This window comes from Desulfoluna sp. (assembly GCF_030145185.1).
Lineage (GTDB): Bacteria > Desulfobacterota > Desulfobacteria > Desulfobacterales > Desulfolunaceae > Desulfoluna.
Map to the genome: position 1 here is coordinate 1 of NZ_JAQYWB010000038.1, position 25,010 is coordinate 25,010.

General features: G+C 55.3%; 19 protein-coding genes and 1 riboswitch. Of the genes, 10 read left to right on the forward strand and 9 right to left on the reverse strand.

From position 1 onward, the window contains the following. The 7 genes from Q1Q75_RS13190 to Q1Q75_RS13220 form a co-directional block, all read right to left on the reverse strand. On the reverse strand, positions 1-565 hold a 565-nt coding region (locus Q1Q75_RS13190), incomplete at its 3' end, for a cation:dicarboxylase symporter family transporter (RefSeq protein WP_300671401.1). A 424-nt stretch (positions 566-989) separates the two neighbouring features. Further along, positions 990-2,417, reverse strand: coding sequence for a sigma-54 dependent transcriptional regulator (locus Q1Q75_RS13195; protein WP_300671403.1), 1,428 nt, complete (start codon positions 2,415-2,417; stop codon positions 990-992). Next, positions 2,414-4,099, reverse strand: a complete 1,686-nt coding sequence (locus Q1Q75_RS13200) for a transporter substrate-binding domain-containing protein (protein ID WP_300671406.1) — start codon at positions 4,097-4,099, stop codon at positions 2,414-2,416. The genes Q1Q75_RS13195 and Q1Q75_RS13200 overlap by 4 nt, the downstream gene beginning before the upstream one ends. Continuing rightward, complete coding sequence (gene mtaB, locus Q1Q75_RS13205) at positions 4,099-5,418, reverse strand: tRNA (N(6)-L-threonylcarbamoyladenosine(37)-C(2))-methylthiotransferase MtaB (protein ID WP_300671409.1); 1,320 nt, start codon at positions 5,416-5,418, stop codon at positions 4,099-4,101. Before mtaB ends, Q1Q75_RS13200 begins: the two co-directional genes overlap by 1 nt. Before the next feature lie 103 nt (positions 5,419-5,521). Beyond that, positions 5,522-6,634 (reverse strand): tRNA 2-thiouridine(34) synthase MnmA, encoded by a 1,113-nt coding sequence (mnmA, locus tag Q1Q75_RS13210; RefSeq protein ID WP_300671412.1) that lies wholly within the window; start codon positions 6,632-6,634, stop codon positions 5,522-5,524. Beyond that, positions 6,634-7,059, reverse strand: a complete 426-nt coding sequence (locus Q1Q75_RS13215; RefSeq protein ID WP_300671415.1) for an NIL domain-containing protein — start codon at positions 7,057-7,059, stop codon at positions 6,634-6,636. The genes mnmA and Q1Q75_RS13215 overlap by 1 nt, the downstream gene beginning before the upstream one ends. 326 nt (positions 7,060-7,385) lie before the next feature. Next, positions 7,386-8,699 carry a GMC family oxidoreductase gene (locus Q1Q75_RS13220; protein WP_300671418.1) on the reverse strand — a complete coding sequence of 438 codons (1,314 nt, stop codon included), beginning with the start codon at positions 8,697-8,699 and terminating at the stop codon, positions 7,386-7,388. Positions 8,700-9,382: 683 nt separating this feature from the next. Here Q1Q75_RS13220 and Q1Q75_RS13225 point away from each other — a divergent pair. The 3 genes from Q1Q75_RS13225 to Q1Q75_RS13235 all read left to right on the forward strand — a co-directional run bounded on the left by Q1Q75_RS13225 (position 9,383) and on the right by Q1Q75_RS13235 (position 12,126). Then, positions 9,383-9,586: a hypothetical protein gene (locus Q1Q75_RS13225; protein WP_300671420.1), complete on the forward strand. Its 204-nt coding sequence runs from the start codon at positions 9,383-9,385 to the stop codon at positions 9,584-9,586. 52 nt (positions 9,587-9,638) lie between these two features. Beyond that, positions 9,639-10,562: a zinc ABC transporter substrate-binding protein gene (locus Q1Q75_RS13230; RefSeq protein WP_300671423.1), complete on the forward strand. Its 924-nt coding sequence runs from the start codon at positions 9,639-9,641 to the stop codon at positions 10,560-10,562. 127 nt (positions 10,563-10,689) lie between these two features. Further along, the gene (locus Q1Q75_RS13235; RefSeq protein ID WP_300671425.1) at positions 10,690-12,126 is read left to right on the forward strand and encodes a diguanylate cyclase; all 1,437 of its coding nucleotides are present in this window, start codon (positions 10,690-10,692) and stop codon (positions 12,124-12,126) included. A gap of 158 nt (positions 12,127-12,284) precedes the next feature. On the opposite strand, the gene Q1Q75_RS13240 is transcribed toward Q1Q75_RS13235, so the two are convergent. Then, positions 12,285-12,971, reverse strand: a complete 687-nt coding sequence (locus Q1Q75_RS13240) for an AAA family ATPase (RefSeq protein ID WP_300671427.1) — start codon at positions 12,969-12,971, stop codon at positions 12,285-12,287. A 120-nt stretch (positions 12,972-13,091) separates the two neighbouring features. After that, positions 13,092-15,176 carry an elongation factor G gene (gene fusA / locus Q1Q75_RS13245; protein ID WP_300671429.1) on the reverse strand — a complete coding sequence of 695 codons (2,085 nt, stop codon included), beginning with the start codon at positions 15,174-15,176 and terminating at the stop codon, positions 13,092-13,094. A 686-nt stretch (positions 15,177-15,862) separates the two neighbouring features. Further along, positions 15,863-15,965, forward strand: a riboswitch (TPP riboswitch). Between the two features lie 272 nt (positions 15,966-16,237). Here fusA and thiS point away from each other — a divergent pair. The 7 genes from thiS (at position 16,238) to Q1Q75_RS13280 (ending at position 25,008) form a co-directional block, all read left to right on the forward strand. Then, positions 16,238-16,438: a sulfur carrier protein ThiS gene (gene thiS, locus Q1Q75_RS13250; RefSeq protein WP_300671432.1), complete on the forward strand. Its 201-nt coding sequence runs from the start codon at positions 16,238-16,240 to the stop codon at positions 16,436-16,438. Continuing rightward, positions 16,438-17,217, forward strand: a complete 780-nt coding sequence (locus tag Q1Q75_RS13255) for a thiazole synthase (protein WP_300671435.1) — start codon at positions 16,438-16,440, stop codon at positions 17,215-17,217. The genes thiS and Q1Q75_RS13255 overlap by 1 nt, the downstream gene beginning before the upstream one ends. Beyond that, positions 17,217-18,317, forward strand: coding sequence for a 2-iminoacetate synthase ThiH (thiH, locus tag Q1Q75_RS13260; RefSeq protein WP_300671438.1), 1,101 nt, complete (start codon positions 17,217-17,219; stop codon positions 18,315-18,317). Before Q1Q75_RS13255 ends, thiH begins: the two co-directional genes overlap by 1 nt. After that, entirely contained in the window at positions 18,317-18,928 is a 612-nt protein-coding gene (gene thiF, locus Q1Q75_RS13265; protein WP_300671440.1) for a sulfur carrier protein ThiS adenylyltransferase ThiF, read from the forward strand. Before thiH ends, thiF begins: the two co-directional genes overlap by 1 nt. A 435-nt stretch (positions 18,929-19,363) precedes the next feature. After that, on the forward strand, positions 19,364-19,996 hold the full coding sequence (gene thiE / locus Q1Q75_RS13270; RefSeq protein WP_300671443.1) for a thiamine phosphate synthase: 633 nt from the start codon (positions 19,364-19,366) through the stop codon (positions 19,994-19,996). 1 nt (position 19,997) lies between these two features. Then, positions 19,998-21,302, forward strand: coding sequence for a phosphomethylpyrimidine synthase ThiC (thiC, locus tag Q1Q75_RS13275; protein ID WP_300671445.1), 1,305 nt, complete (start codon positions 19,998-20,000; stop codon positions 21,300-21,302). Positions 21,303-22,419: 1,117 nt separating this feature from the next. Next, positions 22,420-25,008 (forward strand): AAA family ATPase, encoded by a 2,589-nt coding sequence (locus Q1Q75_RS13280; protein ID WP_300671448.1) that lies wholly within the window; start codon positions 22,420-22,422, stop codon positions 25,006-25,008. The last annotated feature ends 2 nt before the right edge of the window (positions 25,009-25,010 follow it).

The window sequence follows — 25,010 nt, forward strand, 5'->3', positions numbered from 1 at the left end:
AAGCAAAAACGCCGTAGGGGGCGAATTCCATGACAATGGCGGTGAGGGTGTACATGATCTCTGCGATGGATTCGCACAACTTTTTAAACGGATCTGCTTTTTCACCGGTGATGTTAATGGCGATGCCCAGGAAGATGGCAAAACAGATAACTTGAAGAACATGTCCGCTGGAAAGGGCCCCGATGGGGTTTTTGGGGACGATGGAGACCAGGGTGTCAATGAAGCGGGGAGCTGCTTTGGCGGTAACAGTTTGTCCCATGTCGATCATCATCCCGGCCCCGGGCTGGAGGATGGTGCTCACGAGCAAGCCGATGCAGACAGCAAAGGCGGTGGTGACAAGATAAATGGCGAGGGTTTTAAGGCCGATACGGCCGAGCTGCTTGCTGTCCTTGAGGCTGGTCATACCCACAATCAGAGACGAGAAGATAAGCGGGATGATGAGCATCTTAATGGCGTTGATGAAGAGCGTGCCAATGGGTTTGATCAGGATCGCTTTCTCCTGAAAAACAAGCCCGGCAACAATCCCCAGACCCAGGCCAATCATAATTTTCATCCAAAGTTTCATTTTTCCCCCTTCTCTTTGTGTTCTTGCGTGTGGAGCCCTTTGGAAGCAGGGACGGTGTTGTCATCCAAGCTGCTTTATCCGACCGAAGTGCAGGGCCTCTTTCCAGCCTTAGCCGGTGTACGGGGAACGCAAACAAAACCCGGAGCACCAAGAGCTGAATCAGTATTTATATTCTGCAAAGCCAGTGCCAGATACGGATTATTTCTGTAATGAGCTGAATAGACAGGTGGAATAGCCCTTCTATGGGCAGGCCGGTATTCAGGCGGGTCTATAACAAAAGGAATAGTTTCTTTCCTGTATTGCGGTAAAGCTAAAATATTACAGGCTCGATTGATGATATAACCAAAGTTATGGCTATAATCTTGGTTATATCCCTTCTCGGGTTATTTTACTGGATAAGGAACATCGGGTGGGCGTTGCCAGGCTATGTTTGCTGTTTATCTCGAAGGAGCTTCATGCGTTTGCTTAGGGCGGGTTGAGAGATTCCCAACAGGCGCGCCGCAATGCTTTGATTCCCTTCCGCTCGTGCCATGGCCTCCATAACGAGCAGCTGGGAGGCCTCTGCCAGTGAGGGCAGGGCGTCCATGGCTGAGAAGGGGTTTTTGTGTGCTTCGGAAGAGGAGGGTGGTATCGCCACCTCCGATCCGGAGTGTGCCTGGATGGCGTCTTTAAAAGAAGCCATGGAGAGGGTGCCGCCATGGTGGCGTGCCACGGCATCGAAGACCATGGATTTGAGTTCGCGTATGTTGCCCGGAAAGTGGTAGGTGGCAAGGAGGATCGGCAGCTCCTGGGGGTACGTGGGCTTTTTTTTGCCGGTCTCTTCTGCGGCCATGCCGAGAAAGGTCTCAAGGAGCACGGGGATGTCGTCTTTTCGTTCCCGCAAGGGAGGCATGTGGATATGATGGGTCTGGAGACGGTAGAAGAGGTCTTTTCTGAAACGCCTCTCTTTGCCCTTGGCTTGAAGATCTTGGTGGGTGGAGCAGACCACCCGTGCGTTGATTTTTTCGGGTTGGTCGCTGCCCACGGGATAGTAATCGCCCTCTTGAAGCAGGCGAAGCAGTTTGACCTGGGACGGCGCGCTGAGGTCGCCGATTTCGTCGAGAAAAAGGGTGCCGTCTGAGGCCTTCTCCACCATACCGCCCCGCCGTGTCTGAGCGCCCGTGAAAGCGCCCCGCACATGGCCGAAGAGGGTGTCCGAGAAGATGGTGTCGTCAAGTCCGGCGACGTTCACCGCTACGATGGGACCGGGCGGGTTCCCGACGCGATGGATGGCGCGGGCAATGAGTTCTTTGCCGGTGCCGCTTTCCCCGGTGATGAGCACCGGTTGCCTTGAGCTGGCCAGAGATTCAATGTAGCTGAAGATAGAGGCCATGTAACGATTCGTGGTGGCGATGTGGCTGAAGATCTCGGGATGGCTCGGTCCTTTCCTGATCGTTGAGCGGATGGCCCGGTTTTCCCGTTTCAGTTCCCAGAGATTCACGGCATTGATGACCGTGGCCACGATGCGTTCTTCGGCGCCTGTTTTGACGATGTAGTCGGCCGCTCCCAGTTTCATGCACTCGACGGCAAGGTCAACCTGATTCATGCCGCTCACCACAATAATGACCGTCTCCGGGGATTCTTCCCGGATAATGGAGATGAGCTCTTCGCCCGGCATGTCGGGCATCATGAGATCCAGGAGGACAATACCGATCTCCTCTTGGGCCACAAGATCCCGGGCTTTTCGGCCATCGGTGAGTTTGTGCAGATGGGTGAAACCGGTCCGTTCCAGAAGCAGCCCTAAGCTGCGAAGCCATGAGGGTTCATCATCAATAAGGAGAATGGGAAAATCGGCGTAGCTCGTGTCTGTCATGGGGCCTCTTTTTCAGATGTGGTTTCGTGCAGGGCCGGGAGCCGAAGGGTGGCGGTGGTGCCCAGGCCCGGTTGCGATTCAAAGGTTAAGCTGCCTTCATGATTTCGAACGATACCTGCTGAGACGGACAGGCCCAGGCCGGTGCCTCCCATGGCTCGCTTTGTGGTAAAGAAGGGGTCCGTGAGATGAGGCAGATGCTCTTGATCGATGCCTATCCCCTCATCAATCACTTTAAGAAAAACTACGCGGTGTAGGGGGTCCGTGCCTGTCTGCAGGCGGATGGCCGCGTTGGGGTTTTCAAGGGCCTGGCAGGCATTGAGCAGGAGGTTGATCACCACCTGTTCGATGCGCTGGGGGTTGGCGCGTAAGGGGGGAAGGGCTTCTTCGAGTTCTACGTGAACGTTTCGGGACGCCTTTTCAACCGCGGTGCGGACGAGGCGCAAGGCGTTGGTGGCGATTACGTTGATGTCGGCCTCCTCTCTCTCATCATCGCTTTGTCTTGAAAAGTCCCGGAGATCCTCCACAATGGCTTTTATGCGAAGGGCCGCGTCCTGGCTCTCCTCCAGGACCAGGGGCAGTTCCTTCCTCATGCGGTCATAAGGGAGGCCCGCGACCTTAAAATTCCCGTGTTCCTTAAAATGATGCTCCAGGACCGGGTGAATCTCTTTGAAGGCGGCTGTCAGCAGGGGGATATTTAAAAGCAGGAGGCCGTTCGGGTTGTTGAGTTCATGGGCGATGCCGGAGACGAGGAAGCCCAGGGATGCCATTTTATCGGCCTGCAGCAGTTGTTTCTGACGGGTCTCCAGCTGCTGGGTACGCAGGGCCACTTCACGCTTGAGGGTTCGCGACCAGAGGAGGTTGCCAATGATCACCAGGGCCATGAGGGTGACCAGAAGGCCGGTGGCAAGGATCAGCTTTCGGGTGGGGATTCCGGGCTCCAGGACGCCCAGCCAGCGATTGTGGATGGCCCGAAGCCGACCTGTCTTTTTTAAAATGGCCAGACCTTCACTGATCTGGGCCATGAGCGCGGTGTTGCCTTTGCGTGTGGCATAGCAGTAGAGCTGGACCGCGATGGGGTTGCCGCGTTTTCGTATGTTCGTGAGTTTGTTTTCACGGATGTAGTAGAGGCCGGGAAGGTTGGCCACGATGGCGTAGTCATAGGTTCCAGAGGCCACAAGCCTCAGGGCGTCGGTCTGGAAGGGGGTGGGGACCGGTTCGATAGGAAGGCCGCTGTGTTTGAGGGTCTCGTGCATGATGCCATTGGTCTGCACCAAGACTTTTTTACCGCTGAGGTGGGGGAGGCTGGTGACGCCCAGGGTTTCCAGACGGGTGAAAATTGAGTGGTGAATCAGGGTGTAAGCCAGGGAAAACTCATACCGCTCCGACCGCTCATCTGAATAGGAGATCCCCTGCATGACGTCGACGTCCCCTCGCTTGAAGGCTGCCATGCTCTCTTCCCAGGGCCCCAGGCGGATTTCGATCTCCATGCCCATCACTTCGGCCAGAGCGCGGGTGAGCTCCACGGTGAAGCCGGCGGGTTCGCCCTGTTCATCTATAAACTCATACGGGGGGTACTGGGCATCCCCCCCGAAGACGATGCGGGCTGGAGGCTCTGCCCGAACGGCTGTTTCCGTCAGCAGCAGGGCAAGGCAAAAAAAAAGAAAGAGCCCACGCCGGGTCATCACCTCTCCTCTCGTCTCCCCATGAGGTGACCCGAATCGGGGGCGGCTTCCAGGGTGACCGGCACCAGCTGGTTCATCAGGTGATCCCCCCCTTCAATCTGCACGGGGATGTAGTGGGAGGTGAGCCCTTTGAGGAGGCCTGTCTGGCGGTCACGCTCTTTTTCCACCATCACCTCGGCCCGGGTGCCTACGGCGGCATCCATGAACCGTTGCTTTGCGGCATTGCCGATGGCTCTGACCCGTGCGGTGCGGTGTTTCATGGTGTCGCTGTCAATCCGTCCATCAAAGGAGGCGGCCGGGGTTCTCTCCCTGGGAGAGAAGGGGAAGACGTGGAGATAGGCCAGGGGCAGGGATTCCAGGAAATGACAGGTGTTTTCAAATTGTGTGTCGGTCTCTCCGGGAAAGCCGATGATGACGTCTGCACCGATGGCGGTGGTCGGAGACAGTGTGTGGATGCGCGTGACCAGCTCTTTAAAACGTTTTGTCGTGTAGGGCCGTTTCATGCGGGAGAGGACGGTGTCATCGCCGCTTTGAAGGGGAATGTGGACATGATCGCAAAAATAGGGTGAGGAGGTGATCAGGTCGACAATCTCGTCGCTGATCTCCATGGGCTCCATGGAGCTCAACCGAACACGCCGGACGGATCCCGCCTCTTTCATCTGTTTGAGCAGTGCATAAAACGAGGTGACTGGGGTGAGGTCCATGCCGTAGCAGCCGATGTGAATCCCGGTGAGAACCACTTCCAGATACCCTTTCTCTCCGAGGGAGGCCAGGCGGTCCATGACCTCTGCCACGGGCATGCTGCGGGATCGGCCCCGGGTGTGGGGGACAATGCAGTACGAGCAGAAGGCGTTGCAGCCATCCTGGATTTTCAGCAAGGGGCGGGTGCGGGTTCCCAGGGCGTCTACATTGATGCCTTTAAAAAGCGTCTCCCGGCAGCTTGCGTTTCGGTCTTCGGAGAAGTGGGCCTCCCCCTTTTCATAAAGGGCGATGATCAGCTCTGGGAGCTGGTGTTTCTCCGTGTGGCTGATGACGGCATCCACCCCTTCAATCTTTTCGATCTCGGCGGCTTCTGTCTGAGCGTAGCATCCGGTGACCACCATCTTGGCAGAGGGGTTCTTTCGAATCGTCTGACGGATGTGGTGCCTGGATTCCACCGAGGCTTTTCCGGTGACGGTGCAGGTGTTGATGACGCAGACATCGGCGTCTGATGGTTTTTGGGTCTCTGTCCAGCCTTGGGAGGTGAGGGCCATGCCCACGGCGTCGGATTCAAACCGGTTGACCTTGCAGCCGAGGGTGTTGATGAAATAGCGTGGCATAATTGGGAACCTGTGCTTCACACCATCCTGAAATGGTGATTATGATTTCTGTTAAATTAAGAAGTGACTCATCGCGACGTTTTTGGAGACAAGACGAGCCTCCTTAAACCGTTTTGTGCGAAATCCAGCCGCCGCCGAGAACTTCGTCTCCTGCGTAGAAGACAGCGCCCTGGCCCGGGGTGATGGCGGACTGGGGTGTGTCAAAGAAGAGGGTTGCCGTCGCTTTTTCGGGACCCAGCTCAATGCGGCAGGGGCTGCCTTTGTGGCTGTAACGGATCTTGCAGACGGCTTCAAAGACGGTGCGTGGCGGAGGCTGGATCCAGTTGAGCCCGGTGACTGAGCAGGAGGCCGAGAACAGGGCCTCCTTTTTTCCCACCACCAGGCGGTTTGTCTCCGGCTCGATGGCCAGGACATAATACGGATAGGGACCCGGGCAGTTGATGCCCCGCCGCTGCCCCAGGGTAAACCCGTGGAGCCCCAGGTGGCGTCCGACTTCGGTGCCATCTTCTGTGACAATGGGACCGGGTTTCATCGCAAACCCCGGACGTTTTAAAAGAAACTCCTTGTAGTCGCCATTCTCAATAAAGCAGATGTCCTGGCTTTCCCCTTTGGAGACGGAGGAGAGTCCCGCCTCGGCAGCTTCTTTTTTAATCTCCTCTTTGACCATGCCTCCCAGGGGAAACACGGCCTTGCCAAGATGTTCCGAAGAGACCATGGAGAGAAAGTAGGACTGGTCTTTTAAGGGGTCTTCTCCCTTTAAAAGGTGAACCAATCCGGTGTCGTCACGCCGTGTTTTGACGTAGTGACCCGTGGCGAGGCTGTGGGCTCCGAGGGTGGCGGCAATTTCCAGGAGAAGCCCGAATTTGATCGCCGGATTGCACCGCTGGCAGGGGTTGGGTGTGCACCCGCTTCGGTATGCCTCCACAAAAGGAACCACCACCTCCGCTTCAAAACGATCGCGGATGTCGATGAGGTGAATGGGCACCTGGAGCTGCTCTGCCACATGGTTCATGGCGGGGATGGCCGTCCGGCAGGTCTCAGCGTGGAGGGTGAGCCAGGGGGAGGGGACCGTGGATAGAGGTTCTCCGCCGCCCTTTTCGTAGCCCGTGATAAAATGAATACCGACGACCTTGTGGCCCGCCTTCTTGAGAAGCCAGGCCGCGTAAAGGGAGTCGATGCCGCCGCTAACCGCGACGGCAGTGGTGAGGTTGTTCATCAGAAGAAATTCTTGTCCTTGGGGTTGGCCTTCATGGCATGGGAGGGGCAGGTGGGAACACAAAGTTCACAGGCGCTGCATTTTTCCAGGTCAAAGAGCACTTCCATGGAGGGGCGTTTGATGGACAGAGCCCCGGTGGGGCAGACCGCCGTGCAGGCACCGCAATGGGTGCAGCGTCCTTCATCCCGCGTGACCTCCTGGTCGGAGCGGCTCACCTTGATCCCTTTGCTTTTCAGATACTCCAGGCCCTTTTTGAAATTTTCGCGGGTGCCTTTCAGTTCGAGGACCATCATGCCTTCACGGCGGGGGAAGATGTTGGCATGGAGAATGGCAAAGGTCAGCTCGTAGTCTCTGGCAAGGTAACAGACCACCGGCTCAGGGGAGGCCTCCTTGGGAAATTTCAGAATAAGTATTTTTGATTGCACGCTTGGGCCTCCGAAGCTGTTGCAGTGTAAAAACCGCCGGTGAACAGGAACGGCTCAGACCGGCTGAACGGTGCGGGCCACTTGCGGGGAGTCGGTCGTGGGCATGCGACCCGTAAGACTCCGAGAAAGTGGGTGACCTGCACCCCTTTTATAAATCTCTTTATGATACCGGGTCTGATCGGGGGTGTCAATATAGCAGCTGAGGTGGATTGGTGCCTTCAGGGGAGGCCGTCCATACGCTCGAGGCTGAGCGTCACGGCGTTTTCCCAGCCACAGACGAAGATGCAGGGGCTGGCGTTGCCGGTTTCGCCAGACCCTGTGGTTTTTTATGGTTCCAGAATATGTCGCACCAGATGGCGTCCCAGGGCCAGGATAATCAGGGTGGGGGGGCGTCCCGGTGACTTGGGAAACACACTGGCGTCGCAGAGGTGGAGATTCTTTATCCCCCTGACGCGAAAATCTTCGTCCACCACTTCACCGATGGCGGCCGTCCCTCCCGGATGCCCACCGATGGATTTCACCACCCGGATGGAGGAGGGCGCCACGCCGGCTTGGGTCATCACCGAGATGGCAAGGTCCGTGGCTTCTCGGGATTTTTGCAGGTCGGCATCCGTCAGGGGTTTGGTCATCTGCCCCCGGGCATCCACCGAGCCCACACGGTCATCGGCCACCTTGATGAACATGCCCATCATACGGTCCCATTTGCCCGACTGCAAAAGGGCCGGCCAGCCGGAAAGGGGGCGCATGAAACGGGTCAACCAGGCCCCTTTGCCGCTGACGTTTCCCAGGATGTACCCTTTTTCATCGGCCCAGGTGTCGCAGGCGTAGCTGAAGGTCATTTCTGTCCCTGTGCTTACCGGTTCATCGGCCATGCCCCAGATGACGTTCATCGGATCCATGAAAAAGTGGTCTCCGGCCTTGTCGATGCCAGAGCGTTGAAGGATGACGGCGGTGCCGACGCCACCGGCAGAGAGCACGGCTGATTCGCAGTCCACACGGAGTTTTCCATCCGGTGTTGTGGCATGAACGGCTTGGACGCGGCCCTCTTTTATTTCGAGATGGCTCACATCCGCTTCCGTGATGACGGTTGCCCCGAGGCTTGCTGCTTTGTCAATCCAGCGCCGAGCCGTCCATTTGGCATCGTTGCGGCAACCCGTCATGCAGCCGTCGCACCCATTGCGGCAGAGAGTCTCATCGATGAATTTCTCTTGGGGCTTCAGGTCCACGCCCAGGCGGTCCCCTGCCTCGCGCAGCCGCTGAATTCCTGTCCATGGCGCACAGAACGCGTCGGAAAAGGGGGCGATGCCGATTTCACGGCTGATCTCTGTCGCATACGGGGAGAGGTCAATTCCCCAGGGTTCAAAGAGCCATGGGGGCGGGTCAAAGGCGTTTCCAGAGAAGACCACGCTGCATCCACCCAGGGTGATGGCCCGATCGATAATGACCCCTTCCCTGGATCGGGAAAAGACGGCCCATTTGTCATAGATGCCGTAGGCATCTATTTTGCTCTTTGTGATGGGGTGGCGCGGTCCTTTTTCAAGGATCACCACATGCTTTCCCTTTTCAGCGAGTTCCAGGGCTGTGGACGCCCCGCCCGGGCCGGAGCCCACTACCACGTACTCCGTAAATATCTCCTTCATGACCGTCTCCTTTCCCGGGTTCATCGTGATCGATGACGGGTTCGGGGGTGAAGTGTTGGGTCCATCTCGACTGCCATCAATGGTGTGACTCTAAGGTTTATGGAAGTAAACAATATTACATAAAGTGTGTAAATAGTTATTTTTGTGGCTTTTTATAAATACTCAAGGACCATGATTTACAAGAACGGATCATTGGTTTAATGAAGAAACCATGCCCCTATGTTTGGGCGTCTTGCCCGATGTCGATCGCCCATGAGGGTAACTCTCGGGATGGACAAATCGCCGCCCTGAATCACAGCCTGGGCTACAAGGTGGGATAACGGCACCAGCTCGGGGCTTGCCGAGGCCCAGAAAATGCGGTGCTGATGTTTTTGTAGGAAGTAGGTGAGGGGGCCGGTTGTTTCGCCCTGCTTTGGCATGCATCCTATATTTCGTGGTGTGCATAATCTGACGGAGCGTCGTTTTATCTCGGCATCCGAGGGCCGGTTTTCCGGACCCCTCATTTTTTCTCCTCCTCCCATTCATTGTTTTTTGATATGACTCGTGTTGACGATTAGAGACGCATGTCGGTGGTTAATGGAGCGTAGCGACGCTTCGAACGAAGAACGGTTTTTACAAACCACCCAGGCCCTTGTTGGTGGCTGTGACAGGGTGTAATTAAATTTTTGTGTGAAGGGAGGACGATGATGAAACGGTTTGCGGGTGTGATAGCGGTTGTTTTGCTTCTGTTTTTTTCAGCCTGCTCAGGGGGGGAGGAGACCGAGGAGAAAACCCGTCTCTATGATACGGAGCGCACGGCCCTTGAAAAAGCCAAAGAGGTGGAGTCGATACTGCTGAAGGCGGACGAAAAAAGGCGGGAAGAGGTCGAAGCCTTTGAAAATAACTAGGGCGGCCTGGCATCCAGGGGTGGGAGGCCGCCGTTACGGAATAGGGGAAACGATGAGAAAACGGGTGATTTCAGCGTGGGTGGGTCTTGTTTTTCTGATGGGCGTCACCTTGAATGCCGGGGCCGAGGAGGTCAGGGTCAAGGCGTTTGTCAGTATTCCTCCTCAGCAAGCTTTTTTGGAGCGCATTGGAGGGGATCGTGTGGAGGTGAGGGTGCTGCTTACTCCCGGGGAAAGCCCGGCGATGTATCGCCCGAAACCTTCCAAGGTGGCCAGACTGGCGGCGTCGGATCTTTTTTTTCGTATCGGGCTTCCTTATGAAACCCTTCTTATCTCGAAAATAAAGAGTATGGCCGGTGATTTGACGGTGGTCGATACCCGTAAAGGGGTGGCCCTGCTGTCCATGGGGGAGCACTCGCATGGCGAGGCATCCGAACACACGAAGGGGAGAGGTCACGGCGAGGATATCGGGAATGACGAAGGCATGGATCCCCATATCTGGCTGGACCCGATGCGTGTGGTCGCGATGGCGGGGACCATGAGGGATGCCCTGGTAGCCGCAGATCCCGAGGGGCGGTTGATCTATGAAGCCGGGAGCGAGTCCTTGATACGGGAGCTTGTTGCACTTCATCAAACCTTATCAGCTGCCCTGGCGCCTTTGGCAGGTGAAACCCTTTATGTCTTTCATCCGGCCTTCGGATATTTCGCCGATGCCTACGGGCTGGTACAGAAGGCGGTGGAGGTGGAGGGCAAGAGTCCCAAAGGCAGGGCGCTTACACGGTACATTGCCCAGGCCAGGGCCGAGGGAGTGCGCGTGATATTCGTGCAGCCCCAATTTGATCGGAATGCAGCAGATAAGGTGGCTGCAGCTGTGGGTGGGGTGGTGGTGCCCCTGGATCCTCTGGCGCCGCATTATTTCAAAAACCTTCGAAGTATGGCCGAGGTTGTGGCAAAAAGGCTGGGAGAGAGGGAACACTGATTTTTTTGTTCGTCTTGATGCGGGACGATTAGGTTAGAAAGAAGAGGGAAGACGGCTTTGGCCGCTTTAGCGGGCGGGTCGTTTGGGTTAGGAATCATTTTATATCAGGTTGGGTCTGGAGGGAAGGGTGCTGGAAAAATGGTGGGTGGCGGATGGCGTGTCTGAAAACGACTCTGGGGCAGCAGAGTCACATCAGATGATAGGGGCGGGGAAGGCTGAAGGTGCAGGTGTTTCTGCAGAGGTTCTTCTTCGGACCAGGGCGGGCGTGGCCTATATCGGGATTGAGCCCAACGGGGTCATCTCCCAGTGGGATGGTTCGGCAGAGAGCTTTTTTGGATATGATGCGGAGCATATGATCGGACGCGATTTGTATCTCCTCGTGCCCTCGGTGGAAGAGGAGGAGACGCTCCGGAAATTTTTCATTAGCTGTCTCAGAGGAGGGGCGGGGGCTGAAGTGTCCACGACCTGTGTGAATCAGCACGGTGACATTTTAGTCTGCCGGTGGTATGCCGTCCCGGCGGTTCAGGCTTCTGCAGACCGGGGGCTGACGGTCCTGGTGAAAAATGTCACGGAGCAGATGCATGCGGTGACGGATCTGAATCGGGTTCGACACGAGGCTCGGAATCTTTTCAGCAGCGCCCCCATCGGTATTTTTCAGGCGGATATCAGGCGGCGCATCGTCGTCGTCAATCCCGAACTCGCGTGGATGCTGGGCTATGAATCCCCTGCGCTTCTCATTTCCACCGTTGAGGATGTTTCCTCAATCTTCGATGATCCGAAGCAGGCCAAAGCCTTTTTGTTTCAGCTCTATGAGGGTGAGCAGCTCAGTCGGTTCAGGTGTCGCTTGCGTCGACGGGACGGCGGTATTGTCTGGGCCTTGTGCTACGGACAGATTACTCGGAATGCAACGGACCGTACGAATGGGTTCTTCGGATTTTGCATTGATATCTCCCAGACCATCCGCGCCGAGACCGAGTTGAAACGTGTCAACGATGAGCTTCGGCTGGTTTCGATTCGGGACGGGTTGACCCGCATCGCCAATCGCCGTCATTTCGATGACTGCATGGATATGGAATGGAAACGTCATGTACGGGAAAAAGCACCGCTTTCATTTATCATCTGCGATATTGATCATTTTAAAAACTATAATGACACCTACGGGCATCAGGCAGGGGATCAATGTCTGGTGAAGGTCGCCGAAGCCCTGGCTTCCTGCGTTCATCGGCCTGGGGATCTGGTGGCCCGCTACGGCGGTGAAGAGTTTGCGGTGATCCTCTCCTGCACCCATCTGAGCGGAGCCCGTCACCTTGCCGAGAAAATGAGACGGCGGGTGGAAGCGCTCGTTATTTCGACGGGAAAAGATGAGGAGACCGCCTGTGTGACCATCAGCTTGGGGCTTGTCTCCATGCATCCGGACAGAAAGAGCTCCGCTGAAGAGTTGATCCGCAGGGCGGACGGTGCGCTCTACGAAGCAAAGGGGAGTGGGCGAAATCGTTGTGTGGCTTGCGGGATGGGTCCGGATGAGGCGAGTCCGGCGGTACAGGATGCCCCTTCTTTTGCCTGATCGGATGATTCGGTGAGTTCTGTCGTGGATACCGGTTTGGCGAGACAGGGCCCTGTGAAGAAAAAAGATAAAAAAAAGCACCCGAAATCGGGTGCTTTTTTTGTAAGAGCGGGCCATCTTGATTCACACAGCGAAAACAACGCCACGTGAAGGGTCTGCTACCGAATGATCATGGTCTCGGGATCGAGGACGGCAGCATCTTTATCTGCCTTGGCACCTTTAACGGCTTTGACGAAAATGGTGTTGTTCTCGGGAATGATCTGGAGCAGGGTCGAGAAGATGTCGTCAACGCCGGTCAGCTGAACGGGAAGTCCATTATCAGCGGGCGCTTCGTGACGGTGGGTCTTGACGGTCAAGAGGGCAAAGGAACCCGTACGGGCGGCAAGCGCTTTGAGCTCTTCCATATCGGCACGGCTCTTCTCTTCGAAGGGGTAACCATCAATGATCATCATGTCGGGTTTAAAAAGGCCCTGTTCGATGAGATCGGTGATGCGCTCTTCGAGTCGTGCGACGGAGAAACCGTCCACATTCATGGTCAGGATCATGCGGTTGGGAAGAATTTCGTCATACGCGGACTGAGGTTCTTCGACACGGTTCAGGTCTGCCAGGTTGGTGAACATTTCATTGTACCAGACGTTGACCTTAACCACGGGCTCATCCAGACTGACATGAAGCACGTTTTTTCCGCATGCCATGGCGTGGAGCGCCATCTGCACAACCATTGAAGTTTTGCCGAGGCCGGCACGGGCCATCACAGCGCCCAGCTCACCCCCGTTGATCATATCATCACAATCGATACCAAGGGCACCGAAAGGGTTCCTGAAGATCAATTCCTTCTTTGTCATAGTATCCTCTCTTGTCGCTGAGGTTCGTACTCAAAAAGACCCCGAGGGTTCAACCCGGCAGCGCCTCACAACACTCAACCAGAATGTTCGGAAGCCGCCGGGTGATTGTGTCCCATCAGGTTACTTGGCGGCTTTCTCTTCGCGCACCCTTTTTTCAATCTCTTCCGATACAGAGGAGGGCACCGTTTTATAGGCGCTGAACTCCATGGTGTACTGGGCTTTGCCCTGGGTGGAAGAGCGAAGTACGGTGGAGAACCCAAACATCTCAGCAAGAGGGACCTGAGCTTCAATACGGCTCATGGTTCCTTCGTCCTGAGAACCAAGGATAATACCCCTGCGCTGGTTAATCAAGCCCATACATGGGCCCTGGAACTCATTGGGGCTTTCAATTTCGACTTTCATGATGGGTTCCTGAACAACAGGCTTGGCTCTTTCATACGCCTGCTTGAACGCACCACGTGCCGCAGCCTGGAAAGCCATCTCAGAGGAGTCAACCGCGTGGAAGCCACCGTCAACGAGGGTGACAGCGATGCCGGTTACAGGGAACTCAAGCTTGGGCCCTTTGGCCATGCAGCTTTCGAAGCCCTTCCCGCATGAGGGGATGAACTGGGTGGGGATACGTCCGCCCACAACCTTGCTTTCGAAGGAGAACTGCTCATCTTCCAGAGGCTCGATGAAACCCATGACTTTACCGAACTGACCGGAACCACCCGTCTGCTTCTTGTGGGTGTAATCGAATTCAGCACGTCGTGTAATGGTCTCACGGTAAGCCACGCGGGGCTTTCCGGTTTCCACTTCTGCGCCGTATTCACGCTTCATGCGCTCAACATAAACTTCCAGGTGAAGTTCGCCCATGCCTTCGATGATGGTCTCGTTGGTCTCATCATCGTTGTAGGAGCGAAAGGTGGGGTCCTCTTTGGTGAAGCGGTTGAGGGCCTTACTCATGTTGATCTGAGCCTTATTGTCCTTGGGCTTGATGGACAGGGAGATAACGGGCTCGGGAACGAACATACTCATCATGGAGTAGTTGATGGCAGGGTCTACAAAGGTATCGCCAGAGGAACAGTCTACACCGAAGAGAGCGCCGATGTAGCCAGCGGGAATTTCGGTGATATCTTCCATGTCTGAGGCGTGCATGCGCACCAGGCGACCGACCTTGATCTTACGGCCGTTCTTGGAGTTGTTGACGGTGTCGCCTTTTTTCAGGGAACCCTGATAGACACGGATATAGGTAAGCTGACCGTACTGCCCGTCTTCCAGTTTAAAGGCAAGGGCTACGGTGGGCTTTTCGCTGTCACCCTCGAGCACCACGGGGGCCTCTTCGTTGTCGAGGTCCAGGGCATCGTTGACGATGTCATCAGGGGTCGGCAGGTAACGCGTTACCGCGTCAAGCAGGGGCTGTACAGCCTTATTTTTGTAAGCGGAACCCATGAAAACAGGGGTAATCTTGCGTGCGATGGTTCCGATACGAATAGCTTCTACGAGCATCTCTTCACTGATTTCAGACTCTTCGAGAATGGCATCGGTGAGGGGCTCAGAAAAAAGAGATGCCTGATCCACGAGCTCTTCGCGCTTGGCCTGTGCTTCTTCGGCGAGCTCTGCAGGGATCTCTTCAATGCGGATTGATTCGCCATTGTCCCCGTCAAAGTAGTACGCCTTCATGGCGACAAGATCCACCACGCCCTGGAGCTGGTCTTCAAGACCGATGGGCAGCTGCATGGCGACCGCGTTGTGGCCCAGTTTTTCGTTCAGCTGGCCAATAACTCGGAAGGGGTTGGCTCCGCTTCGGTCACATTTGTTGACGAAGGCGATACAAGGAACTTTGTAGCGCTTCATCTGGGCATCAACGGTGATGGACTGTGACTGGACGCCGGACACAGAGCAAAGAACCAGAATAGCACCGTCAAGAACACGCAGGGAACGTTCTACTTCGATGGTGAAGTCAACGTGGCCCGGGGTGTCGATGATGTTGATCTCATGTCCCTTCCATTCGCAGTATGTCGCTGCGGAGGCAATGGTGATGCCCCTTTCCTTTTCAAGTTCCATGGAATCCATGGTGGCGCCGACGCCGTCTTTACCTTTTACATCGTGGATCGCGTGGATTCTGTCGGTGTAAAAGAGAATGCGCTCGGTCAGGGTGGTCTTCCCAGAGTCGATGTGGGCGCTAATACCTATGTTTCTAACTGTCTGCAAGTCGGTCTTCATTGTCACGTATCCTTCTTGAAAAAACGATCGAGGCAGCACATGGTACACCCTTAACCTACAGAGAATGAAGATAAATCTTTCCCTGCCCGGTGAGTATAAACCACACGTTACCCCGGTTTAACGAGCCTTTCCAGATTGTGCTCATGGTGATTTGTTTGCTTAGACCAGACAAAAGGCCGGCGTCAGGAGCAATCAAGGGCACCGAATATATATAAAAGCCTATGATTGTCAATGTTAAATTCTCTCGAGAGAACCTTTTGTTCTCATTAAAAAGGGGTTTCCATAGAGCACAGGGCAGAAACGAAGAACAGAAGAAGCACGAAAATGGAGACTCATAGTATTTTCGGATTTCGTTTTCATGGGGTGTGTATGGGCAGAGAATGCTTGTGTGATGCGCGGGCCAATGGATGAAATCTTAGATAGTTATACCGGATTGGTACCCCGAGGTCAATCCGGGAAGATTTGGCGATGGATAACCGTGAGGGTGCTTCAGCGAAGGGCCTTGATGCGTGGAGGGATCGCAGGGGAATCCGAGGGCTCATTTTTTATTCATTAATTTTCGTTTGCGGGCCATTGGCGAGGCTTTGGTGCCGTCGATGGCGGGTTGTGGACCTCTCGGTACACTGGGGTTGTTTTGCTTGCAAGGCGGGCAGGTAGATGCTACAAGAATCCCAGAATTTGATATGCAATTTAGCTGGGGGTGCCCTGAGAAGGGCTGAGACGGAGAGATTCCAACCCTTTGAACCTGATGCAGTTTGCACTGCCGTAGGGAAGCCCATAGAGATGGTTATGTCGCCGCGCACCCAGCGCCCGATTTGATCGTATCAGGCTGCCTGCGGGCGGCCTTTTTTTTTGCCCGCTCGCGGCTTGGCCCTTTGGACACACGATCCAAAGAGCCCGAAATTTCCTCGGGATCATCGGACCCACGCCATGGAAACCTCTTTCTTGGCATCTCCCCTTATAATTTTTCCGTTTGCCCTCAGCACATTGCCCTGATTCCAAGCTTTTCGGCGTATTTTTTTTGCAGTCGAGGTTTCTAAGGATTCACAGGAGGTGTGTGTATGAGGGTTAATGGGTGCGAAGAGGGCCTTCCTGAGGGTGGGGTCACCCTTGAAGGTTTTCTGGAACGAAAAGGGCTCCACCCCGGCAGTGTCGTGGTGGAACGCAATGGAGAGGTGGTTGAGCGCTCCCGGTTCGGAGTGATCACTCTGGGGAATACGGACATACTTGAAATCCTGCGATTTGTGGGGGGGGGCTGTTGATGAACGATTGGTTTGAAGTGGGAGGAAAAAAATTTTCGAGTCGTCTTTGGGTCGGTACCGGGAAATATCCGACGGATGGGATGATCCCCGCCATGTGTGATGCCTCCGGCGCTCAAGTGATCACCGTGGCTCTGCGGCGTATCGACTTTAGCTCAGAGACCGATAATGTGATGCAGAATATTCCTGAGCAGATGGTCCTCCTGCCCAACACCTCCGGGGCCAGAAATGCGGAAGAAGCAGTGCGCATTGCCCGACTGGCTCGTGCCGCCGGCTGCGGAGACTGGATCAAGATTGAGGTGATCAGCGACCAGCGCTACCTGCTTCCCGACAATCTGGAAACCACCAAAGCCACGGAGGTGCTTGCAGGCGAGGGTTTTCATGTCTTTCCTTATATGAATCCGGATTTGATGGATGCACGGCGGATGGTGGATGCCGGGGCCGCCGCGGTGATGCCTCTCGGGGCACCCATTGGCACCAATCGCGGACTTCGGACCCGTGAGATGATTCAGATCCTGATTGATGAGATCTCTTTGCCTGTCATTGTCGACGCGGGGATCGGTAAACCTTCCCATGCCTGTGAGGCCATGGAGATGGGCGCGGCGGCCTGCCTGGTGAACACGGCCATTGCCTCGTCCTCTGACCCGGTGGGGATGGGGCGAGCTTTTGGGCAGGCGGTTAGCGCGGGGCGAGCTGCTTACTGTTCCGGACTCGGAGCCACGCAGCGAATCGCATCGGCTTCGTCTCCTCTCACCGGGTTTCTCGGACAGGAGAGGGCGTAATGGGCTTTTATGACCTCTGGAAAACCCAGGACCCGGATGAGACCCTCGCCCGGATAGACGCCGCAACCGAAGGCGATGTGCGTGCGGCCCTTGACGCACGGCGACCTACTCTGGACCATCTGATGGCGCTTCTGTCGCCAGCTGCGGTCCCTTTTATAGAAGAGATGGCCCAAAAGGCTCATGAACTCACCCTGAGGCATTTCGGACGCCAGATTCTGCTTTTTACCCCCATCTATATCTCCAACCACTGCATCAATCAGTGTGTGTATTGCGGTTTTAACGCAAAAAACCACATCCACAGACGCCAGCTTACCCTGGAAGAGGTGGCCTTTGAGGCGGCAACCCTTGCCAGGACCGGGTTAAAGCATATTCTACTGCTCACCGGAGAGGCGCCGGGGGTGGCCACCCCCGCCTATATTGAGGAGAGTCTGGCCATTTTGTCCCAGCATTTCACCTCGGTGGGTATTGAGATCTACCCCGTGGATGAGCCGGGATATGTCGGCTTTGTCAAGGCCGGTGCCGACAGCCTTACCGTTTATCAGGAAACCTACAACGCAGAGCTTTACAAGACCCTTCATCCGGCAGGTCCCAAGCGGGATTTCCGGTTTCGCCTGGAGTCCCTGGAACGGGGCGTAAAAGCGAAAATGCGGGGAATCAATTTGGGCGGCCTGCTGGGATTGGATCACTGGCGACGTGAGGCGTTTTTTACCGGCATGCATGCCGACTGGATGATGAACACCTTTCCCGAAGTGGAGCTGGGGCTCTCTCTGCCCCGCATGAGACCCCATGCGGGATGCTACGAGCCCGCCCACGCCGTTACGGATACCGATATCGTCCAGTGCATGACCGCCTTCCGGCTTTTTCTGCCCAGGGTGGGGATCACCATGTCCACGCGCGAAAGCGCCGAATTCCGGGACAACGTGCTCCCTCTTGGAATTACCCGCCTGTCGGCAGGTTCCTGCACCTCGGTGGGAAGTCATACGGAAGAGGAGGGGTCTGGTCAGTTCGATATCAGCGATGAAAGAAGCGTGCTGGAGATGGCCGCTAACCTCAAGACCCGAGGGTATCAGCCCGTGTATCAGGACTGGAGGCAGGCCTGATGGACACCCTCCACGCGGCGCTGGCGGCCCGAATAGGTGACAAGCGAATGGGGCGCATTGCCTCAGCACGCATCGGCATCGCCGGGGCCGGAGGGCTGGGCTCCAACTGTGCCATGCATCTGGTGCGCATGGGATTTCGGCGGTTTGTTATCGCCGATTTTGATCGGGTGGAGCCTTCCAACCTCAATCGGCAGTTCTTTTTCGTCCATCAGGTGGGGGAGAAAAAGGTGGCGGCCCTTTCCTCCAATCTGGCTGCCATCAACCCGGAGGTTGAGGTGGAGGCCCACGGTGTTCGGGTAACGGAAGAGAACATGGGCGGGCTTTTTGATGGTTGTGATGCCGTGGTGGAGGCTTTTGATTGCGTGGAGGCCAAACAGCTGCTTGTGGAACGCTATTACAAAAAAGGAACCTTTCTGGTGGCTGCCTCCGGCATCGGCGGGTGGGGAAATGCCGATCGCATCGTGACCCGGAAAATCAATGCCGCTTTTTATGTGGTGGGGGACGGGGTGTCTGAAGCGGATGAAGTCTGCCCCCCCCTGTCTGCGGTGGTCTCCATTGCTGCGGCAAAACAGGCGGACTTGGTTTTTACGCGGATAGTGGATAGCGATTAGTGAGTGGTGAATAGTGAATAGTGAATGGTGAATGGTGAATGGTGAATAGTGAATAGTGAATAGTGAATGGTGAATGGTGAATAGTGAATAGTGAATAGTGAATGGTGAATGGTGAATAGTGAATGGTGAATGGTGAATGGTGAATGGTGAGTAGCCTCCGCAAGCGACGAGAGCCGATGCGCATTCGCAAACCCGCTTCGAGGTGGCTCACCTCGCCGCCGGAGTTATTCCGGTTAATGTCAACCTATGAGTCACCAGTGAAACGCCGTCGGCTCACGCATGTGCGACGCACGAGGCTGACCGTCACACGTAGGGCGAATGCGGATGCATTTCAGTCTCAAGAGGCGCCTCCCGATGCGCATTCGCAAACCCGCTTTCAAGGTGGCGCCACCTTGCCGCCGGAGGCAAGAATTTTTTAATGTCAGGAGAAAGACCATGAGATCTATAGCGGGTGCCGATATCTACGGCATCACCAGCGAAGAGCACTCGCTGGGGCGGGACAACATCACGGTGGTCAAGGCAATGATCGATGCCGGCATCACCCTGATTCAGTACCGGGAAAAAGAGAAGACCCTGCTGGAGAAATACCGGCAGTGCGAGATCCTGCGCAGGCTGACAAAAGATGCGGGGGTGACCTTTATCGTCAATGATCACGTGGACCTTGCCATCGCCATGGAGGCTGATGGTGTTCATGTGGGGCAGGATGACCTGCCCGTTTCGGTGGTGAGGCAACTCGTGGGGGCGTCTGTCATCATCGGGCTCTCCACCCACAGCCCCGCTCAGGCAACAGCTGCAGCCGAGGCAGGAGCCGATTACATCGGTGTCGGCCCTATCTTTGCCACCCAGACCAAAAAGGATGTCTGCGACACTGTGGGGTTTACCTACCTCGATCATGTGGTGAAGATGCAAAAAATTCCCTTTGTGGCCATCGGGGGGATCAAAGAAAACAACATCGCTTCAGTGCGCGCTCGCGGTGCGGAAACCATCGCTTTGGTGTCTGAGATCGTCGGAGCCGACACTATTTCAACGCGGGTAAAAAATATCCGTAAAAACATGGAGAATAAGTGACATGACCTATACCACTCAGATGAACGCAGCCCGTAAAGGGATCGTTACCGGTGCCATGGAGACCGTGGCCAAAAAAGAGAATATGCCCCTTGAGACTCTGATGGCACGTATGGCCGCAGGCACGGTGGCGATTCCGGCCAATAAAAATCATCTCAGTCTGGATCCCGAAGGGGTCGGCGAGGGGTTGCGTACCAAGATCAACGTCAACCTGGGAATCTCAAAAGACTGCTGCAACCTTGACACAGAGATAGCCAAGGTGCGCGCAGCGGTTGCCATGAAGGCCGAGGCGATCATGGATCTGAGCTGCTTCGGGAAAACCCAGGAGTTCAGAACCCGTGTTATCGCTGAATGTCCCGCCATGATCGGGACGGTTCCCATGTACGATGCCGTCGGTTTTTATGACAAGAACATCAAGGACCTCAGTGTGGATGAGTTCTTCAAGGTGGTGGAGCGTCATGCCGCGGACGGGGTGGACTTTGCCACGATCCATGCCGGTCTGAACCGCGCTACCGCGGAGAAGATCAAGCGGCAGGATCGCCTCACCGGTATCGTTTCCCGCGGTGGGTCGCTTCTTTACGCGTGGATGATGTTAAACGATGCGGAAAACCCTTTTTACGAGCACTTTGATCGCCTCCTTGAGATCTGCACCAAATATGACCTGACCTTGAGCCTTGGGGACGGCTGCCGGCCCGGGAGCATCAACGACTCCACCGACGCCGCTCAGGTGGAAGAGCTGATCACCCTGGGAGAGCTGACCAAACGCGCCTGGGAGCAGGATGTGCAGGTGATGATTGAAGGCCCCGGTCACATGTCCATGGATGAGATCGCCGGGAACATGATGATGGAAAAACGCCTTTGCCATGGGGCTCCCTTTTATGTCCTCGGACCCATCGTGACCGATGTCGCCCCCGGGTATGACCATATCACCAGCGCCATCGGCGGGGCCATCGCCGCCGCTAACGGTGCTGATTTCCTTTGTTATGTGACTCCGGCCGAGCACCTGCGTCTGCCCGACTTAGAGGACATGAAAGAGGGGATTATCGCCACCCGCATCGCCGCCCACGCCGCTGACATTGCCAAGAAAATCCCCGGTGCCCGGAATTGGGACAATGCCATGAGCAAGGCACGCGCGGATCTGGATTGGGAAAAGATGTTCTCCCTGGCCATGGACCCCGAAAAGGCAAAGCGCTACCGTGAAAGCTCCAAGCCGGAGTTCGAAGACAGCTGCACCATGTGTGGCAAGATGTGCGCCGTTCGTAATATGAAGCGCGTTCATGAGGGCAAGGATATTCACTTAAACGATTGATCAGGCTCTGTGGATCGGGGTTGTGCCTTGTGCGTCAGAGGCATGACCCCAAAAAAGGGAAGGGTTTGTCCGGCTCGCCCGAAGGGTGAGAAAATCAAACAGAATCGCCTAGGGTGCGGCTCCCGCACCTTCTACCGTAGAGAGGACCATCGGCCTCGCAAGTTCACGATGACCACGAGTCTTATTTCAACATGCGGTGTTTCCGGTTTACGATCCGCCTGACGGTGCGCATGGCGCACCCTAGGCATCCACCCGGTACTTCATTTTAGAAATGAGGACGATACGGATTTTCATAGATGGATCCCCGCCTGCGCGGGGAAGACGAAAAGCCTAGGGTGTTGTCAGACCGGGGTCATAAAGAAAAAAGGGGTCGCTGAATAGTTACCCCTTTTTTTTAATTAATATGAGAGACTTCGGGGATGATGCGAAGGGAAACGTACGGGTTGGAGAGAGTCCTCAAACTTCAAAATAACTGTTGCAAAACAAGAATGAAATTATAATACTGCGTTTAACAATCTCATCGTTTAGAACGACAACCACTCAATCCTCTGAGTTATTTAAACCACATCACGTCTTCTGTTGTCTGAAAGAGAAAAATTTCCCCCCCATCTGATTGTGTTTTTTCAAATAATTAATTCGCGGCCTGTTATCCTCTCGTAAAAATGTCAGCAGGACTTTCCTGTTGCCTCTGGCCTGTTCAGGTTTGTTTCTGAGTCGAGATAACACTTTGTTATCGTATGATAATTTTTTATTAGCATGGCTATGGCAGCGATCTAATGATGGCTGTCTTGTCTCTTGCTGTGAGTCATTCTTCAGCGTTTGTTACGCTGCGATCCTTATAGAAGTGAAACTGTTTATCCTAACCGGTGGATTGGCCCCTGAGCAAAAAAGTGGGGTGTAAGCCGACGGGCGAAGCTATCCCGGATATTTCATGAGAAAGAAATCAGGACTATGGAATAATTTGTAATTACAGTCTTTTATAGTAATATTTCAGCCGTTTCAAAAAAGTAAAATGTAATCCACGGTATTCTGTCTGATTTTCTCACCCTTCGGGCGAGCCGGGCTATGGCTTTTGCAGCACGGCGGATAAAAACCGTTCACAAAAAGAGAGCGCCGCATGATCATTGAAAAATTTTCGCTAAAAGCCCAGGAATGGATTGAGGGCGCATGTCGGCTGGCGGTCAGGAAAGATCACAGATATGTCACGGCCTGGCACCTGTTTGCCCTCCTTATAAGCAAGAAGGACGGGGGTTCCGGGCATTATCTGGCACCCCTCAGCCCGGACATGGACATCCTTGGAGCGCGGGTTGACGGCCATTTATTGACGCTTCCCAAGGCAGACGCCGCGTCTCAGCAAACCCCGTTAAACCGTGATCTGGAGAGAGTCTTTATTCTGGCTGAAGAGATCGCAACCCGGTGGGGGGAAAAATATATAGGGGTGGCGCATATTCTGGCGGGCATGGTCGACATAGACGAGATACTCAAGGCGCTCACAGATGCCGGCGTTGACGCCCTGGACATCGAGACGCTGCTGAAACAGCCGGGCCAGAGCCTCAATGCCCCCTTCGCGGAGGGGAATTTCGAATATCTCACCAAGTATGCCATCGATCTGACCGAGCGTGCCCGCAAGGGAGAACTGGACCCCGTGATCGGTCGAAATCGGGAGGTGGAGCTGACCGTTCAAGTGTTGGGGCGGCGGATGAAAAACAATCCGATTATTATCGGAGAGCCCGGAGTCGGCAAAACAGCCCTGGTGGAGGGCTTGGCCCAGCGCATTGTCAAAGGGGATGTCCCGGACGATATGAAAAAGGCGGCGTTGCTCTCCCTCGATATGGGGCAGCTCATCGCGGGGGCCAAATTCCGGGGGGAGTTTGAAGAGCGTTTCAAGCGCGTGCTTCAGGAAGTCGCGGATGCGGGAAATGTGATCCTGTTTATTGATGAGATCCACATGCTTGTGGGCGCTGGGGGTGCCGAAGGCTCCATGGACGCGGCCAATTTGATCAAGCCGGCTCTTTCCAGAGGCGAAATTCGCTGCATTGGCTCGACGACCCTGACGGAGTATAGAAAACATATTGAAAAAGATATGGCGTTGATGCGCCGTTTTCAGGTGGTCCTCGTCGAGGAACCGGCCTTTGAAGAGACCCTTTCCATTCTTCGGGGCGTCAAGGAACGGTATGAGCTCCACCATGGCGTTCAGTTTCTCGATGCCGCGCTGGTGGCTGCGGTGAAACTCTCCAGCCGATATCTTATGGATCGGTTCTTGCCCGATAAGGCGGTGGATCTCATCGACCAGACCGCCTCTGCCGTTCGGATCAGGCTCTCTGCCAAGCCTGTGGAGATCAGTGAGATGGATGGCCGTATCGTGGAACTGGAAATTGAGATCAGGGCGCTAAAAAATGAAACGGATGCGCTCACCCTGAAGCGCCTTGAGGCTTTAAAAGCAGAAATGTCTGAGCTTAAATCGACCAGCGGGGTGCTGACGGAAACATGGGAGACAGAGAAGAGGGCTCTGGCAGATATTCAGGCGGCCCGGCAAGCGCTGGAAGAGGCCCGAAGGGAGATGGAGCTGAAAGTCCAGGAGGCTGATTTTTCTCGTGTCGCAGAGCTTCAGTACAAAACGATCCCTGAGCTTGAAAAACGGTTGAACGACTTTTCCGATGTGGACCTGTCACAGCAGGCGTTTCTGCAGAAGACGATCAGCGAAGAGGATATTGCCGATACCGTCTCGCGGTTGACCGGCATTCCGGTGTCCAAAATGAAGGGGACTGAAAAAGAAAGGCTGCTGAATCTTGAGGCCTTGTTGGGTCGGAGGGTCGTCGGCCAGGCCGATGCCCTTTCAGCGATATCAAAGGCCGTTAGGCGTTCACGGGCGGGGGTCCAGAACCCGAATCGTCCCATCGCCTCCTTTTTAATGCTGGGTCCCACCGGTGTCGGGAAAACGGAGGTGGCCAAGACCCTGGCCGAATTCATGTTTGATGATGAGAAGGCCCTGACACGAATCGACATGAGTGAATTCATGGAGAAGCATTCGGTGGCCCGCCTTGTGGGAGCGCCCCCAGGATATGTCGGCTATGAAGAGGGGGGTGTGCTGACGAACAGTGTCCGCAGAAAACCCTACAGTGTGATCTTGTTTGACGAAGTGGAAAAGGCCCACGGGGATGTGTTCAACCTCTTTCTTCAACTGCTGGATGACGGCCGTCTGACGGATAGTCAGGGCATGACCGTGGACTTTACAAATACCATTGTGCTCCTGACCTCCAATCTCGGGTCTGAAAGTATCAAACCGGCAGAAACAGACGAAGAGAGAGAGACGATGAGGGAGGGGATTATGCAGGCCGTCCGGTCCCATTTTCGGCCGGAATTTTTAAATCGTCTGGATGATATCCTGATTTTCAGGCAGCTGACATATGAGAATATGGTGCCCATCGCCGACATTCAGTTGGCCCGTCTTACGGCGTTGCTGCACGAAAAAGGCATCGGCCTCACGGTCAACGATGAGGCCAAGGCCCTTCTGGCCCGGCGGGGGTTTAATCCGCTCATGGGGGCACGCCCCTTGACTCGTGTGATTCAGTCTCTTTTGCAGGACCCCCTTGCCGAGGAGATGATTGCCGGCAGGATTCAGCCCGATGAGACGGTCTTTGTGACCGCCCCGGAAGAGGCACTGGTGATCTCCACCTCCGATGAAGGCTCCCCCATAACATCATAAAA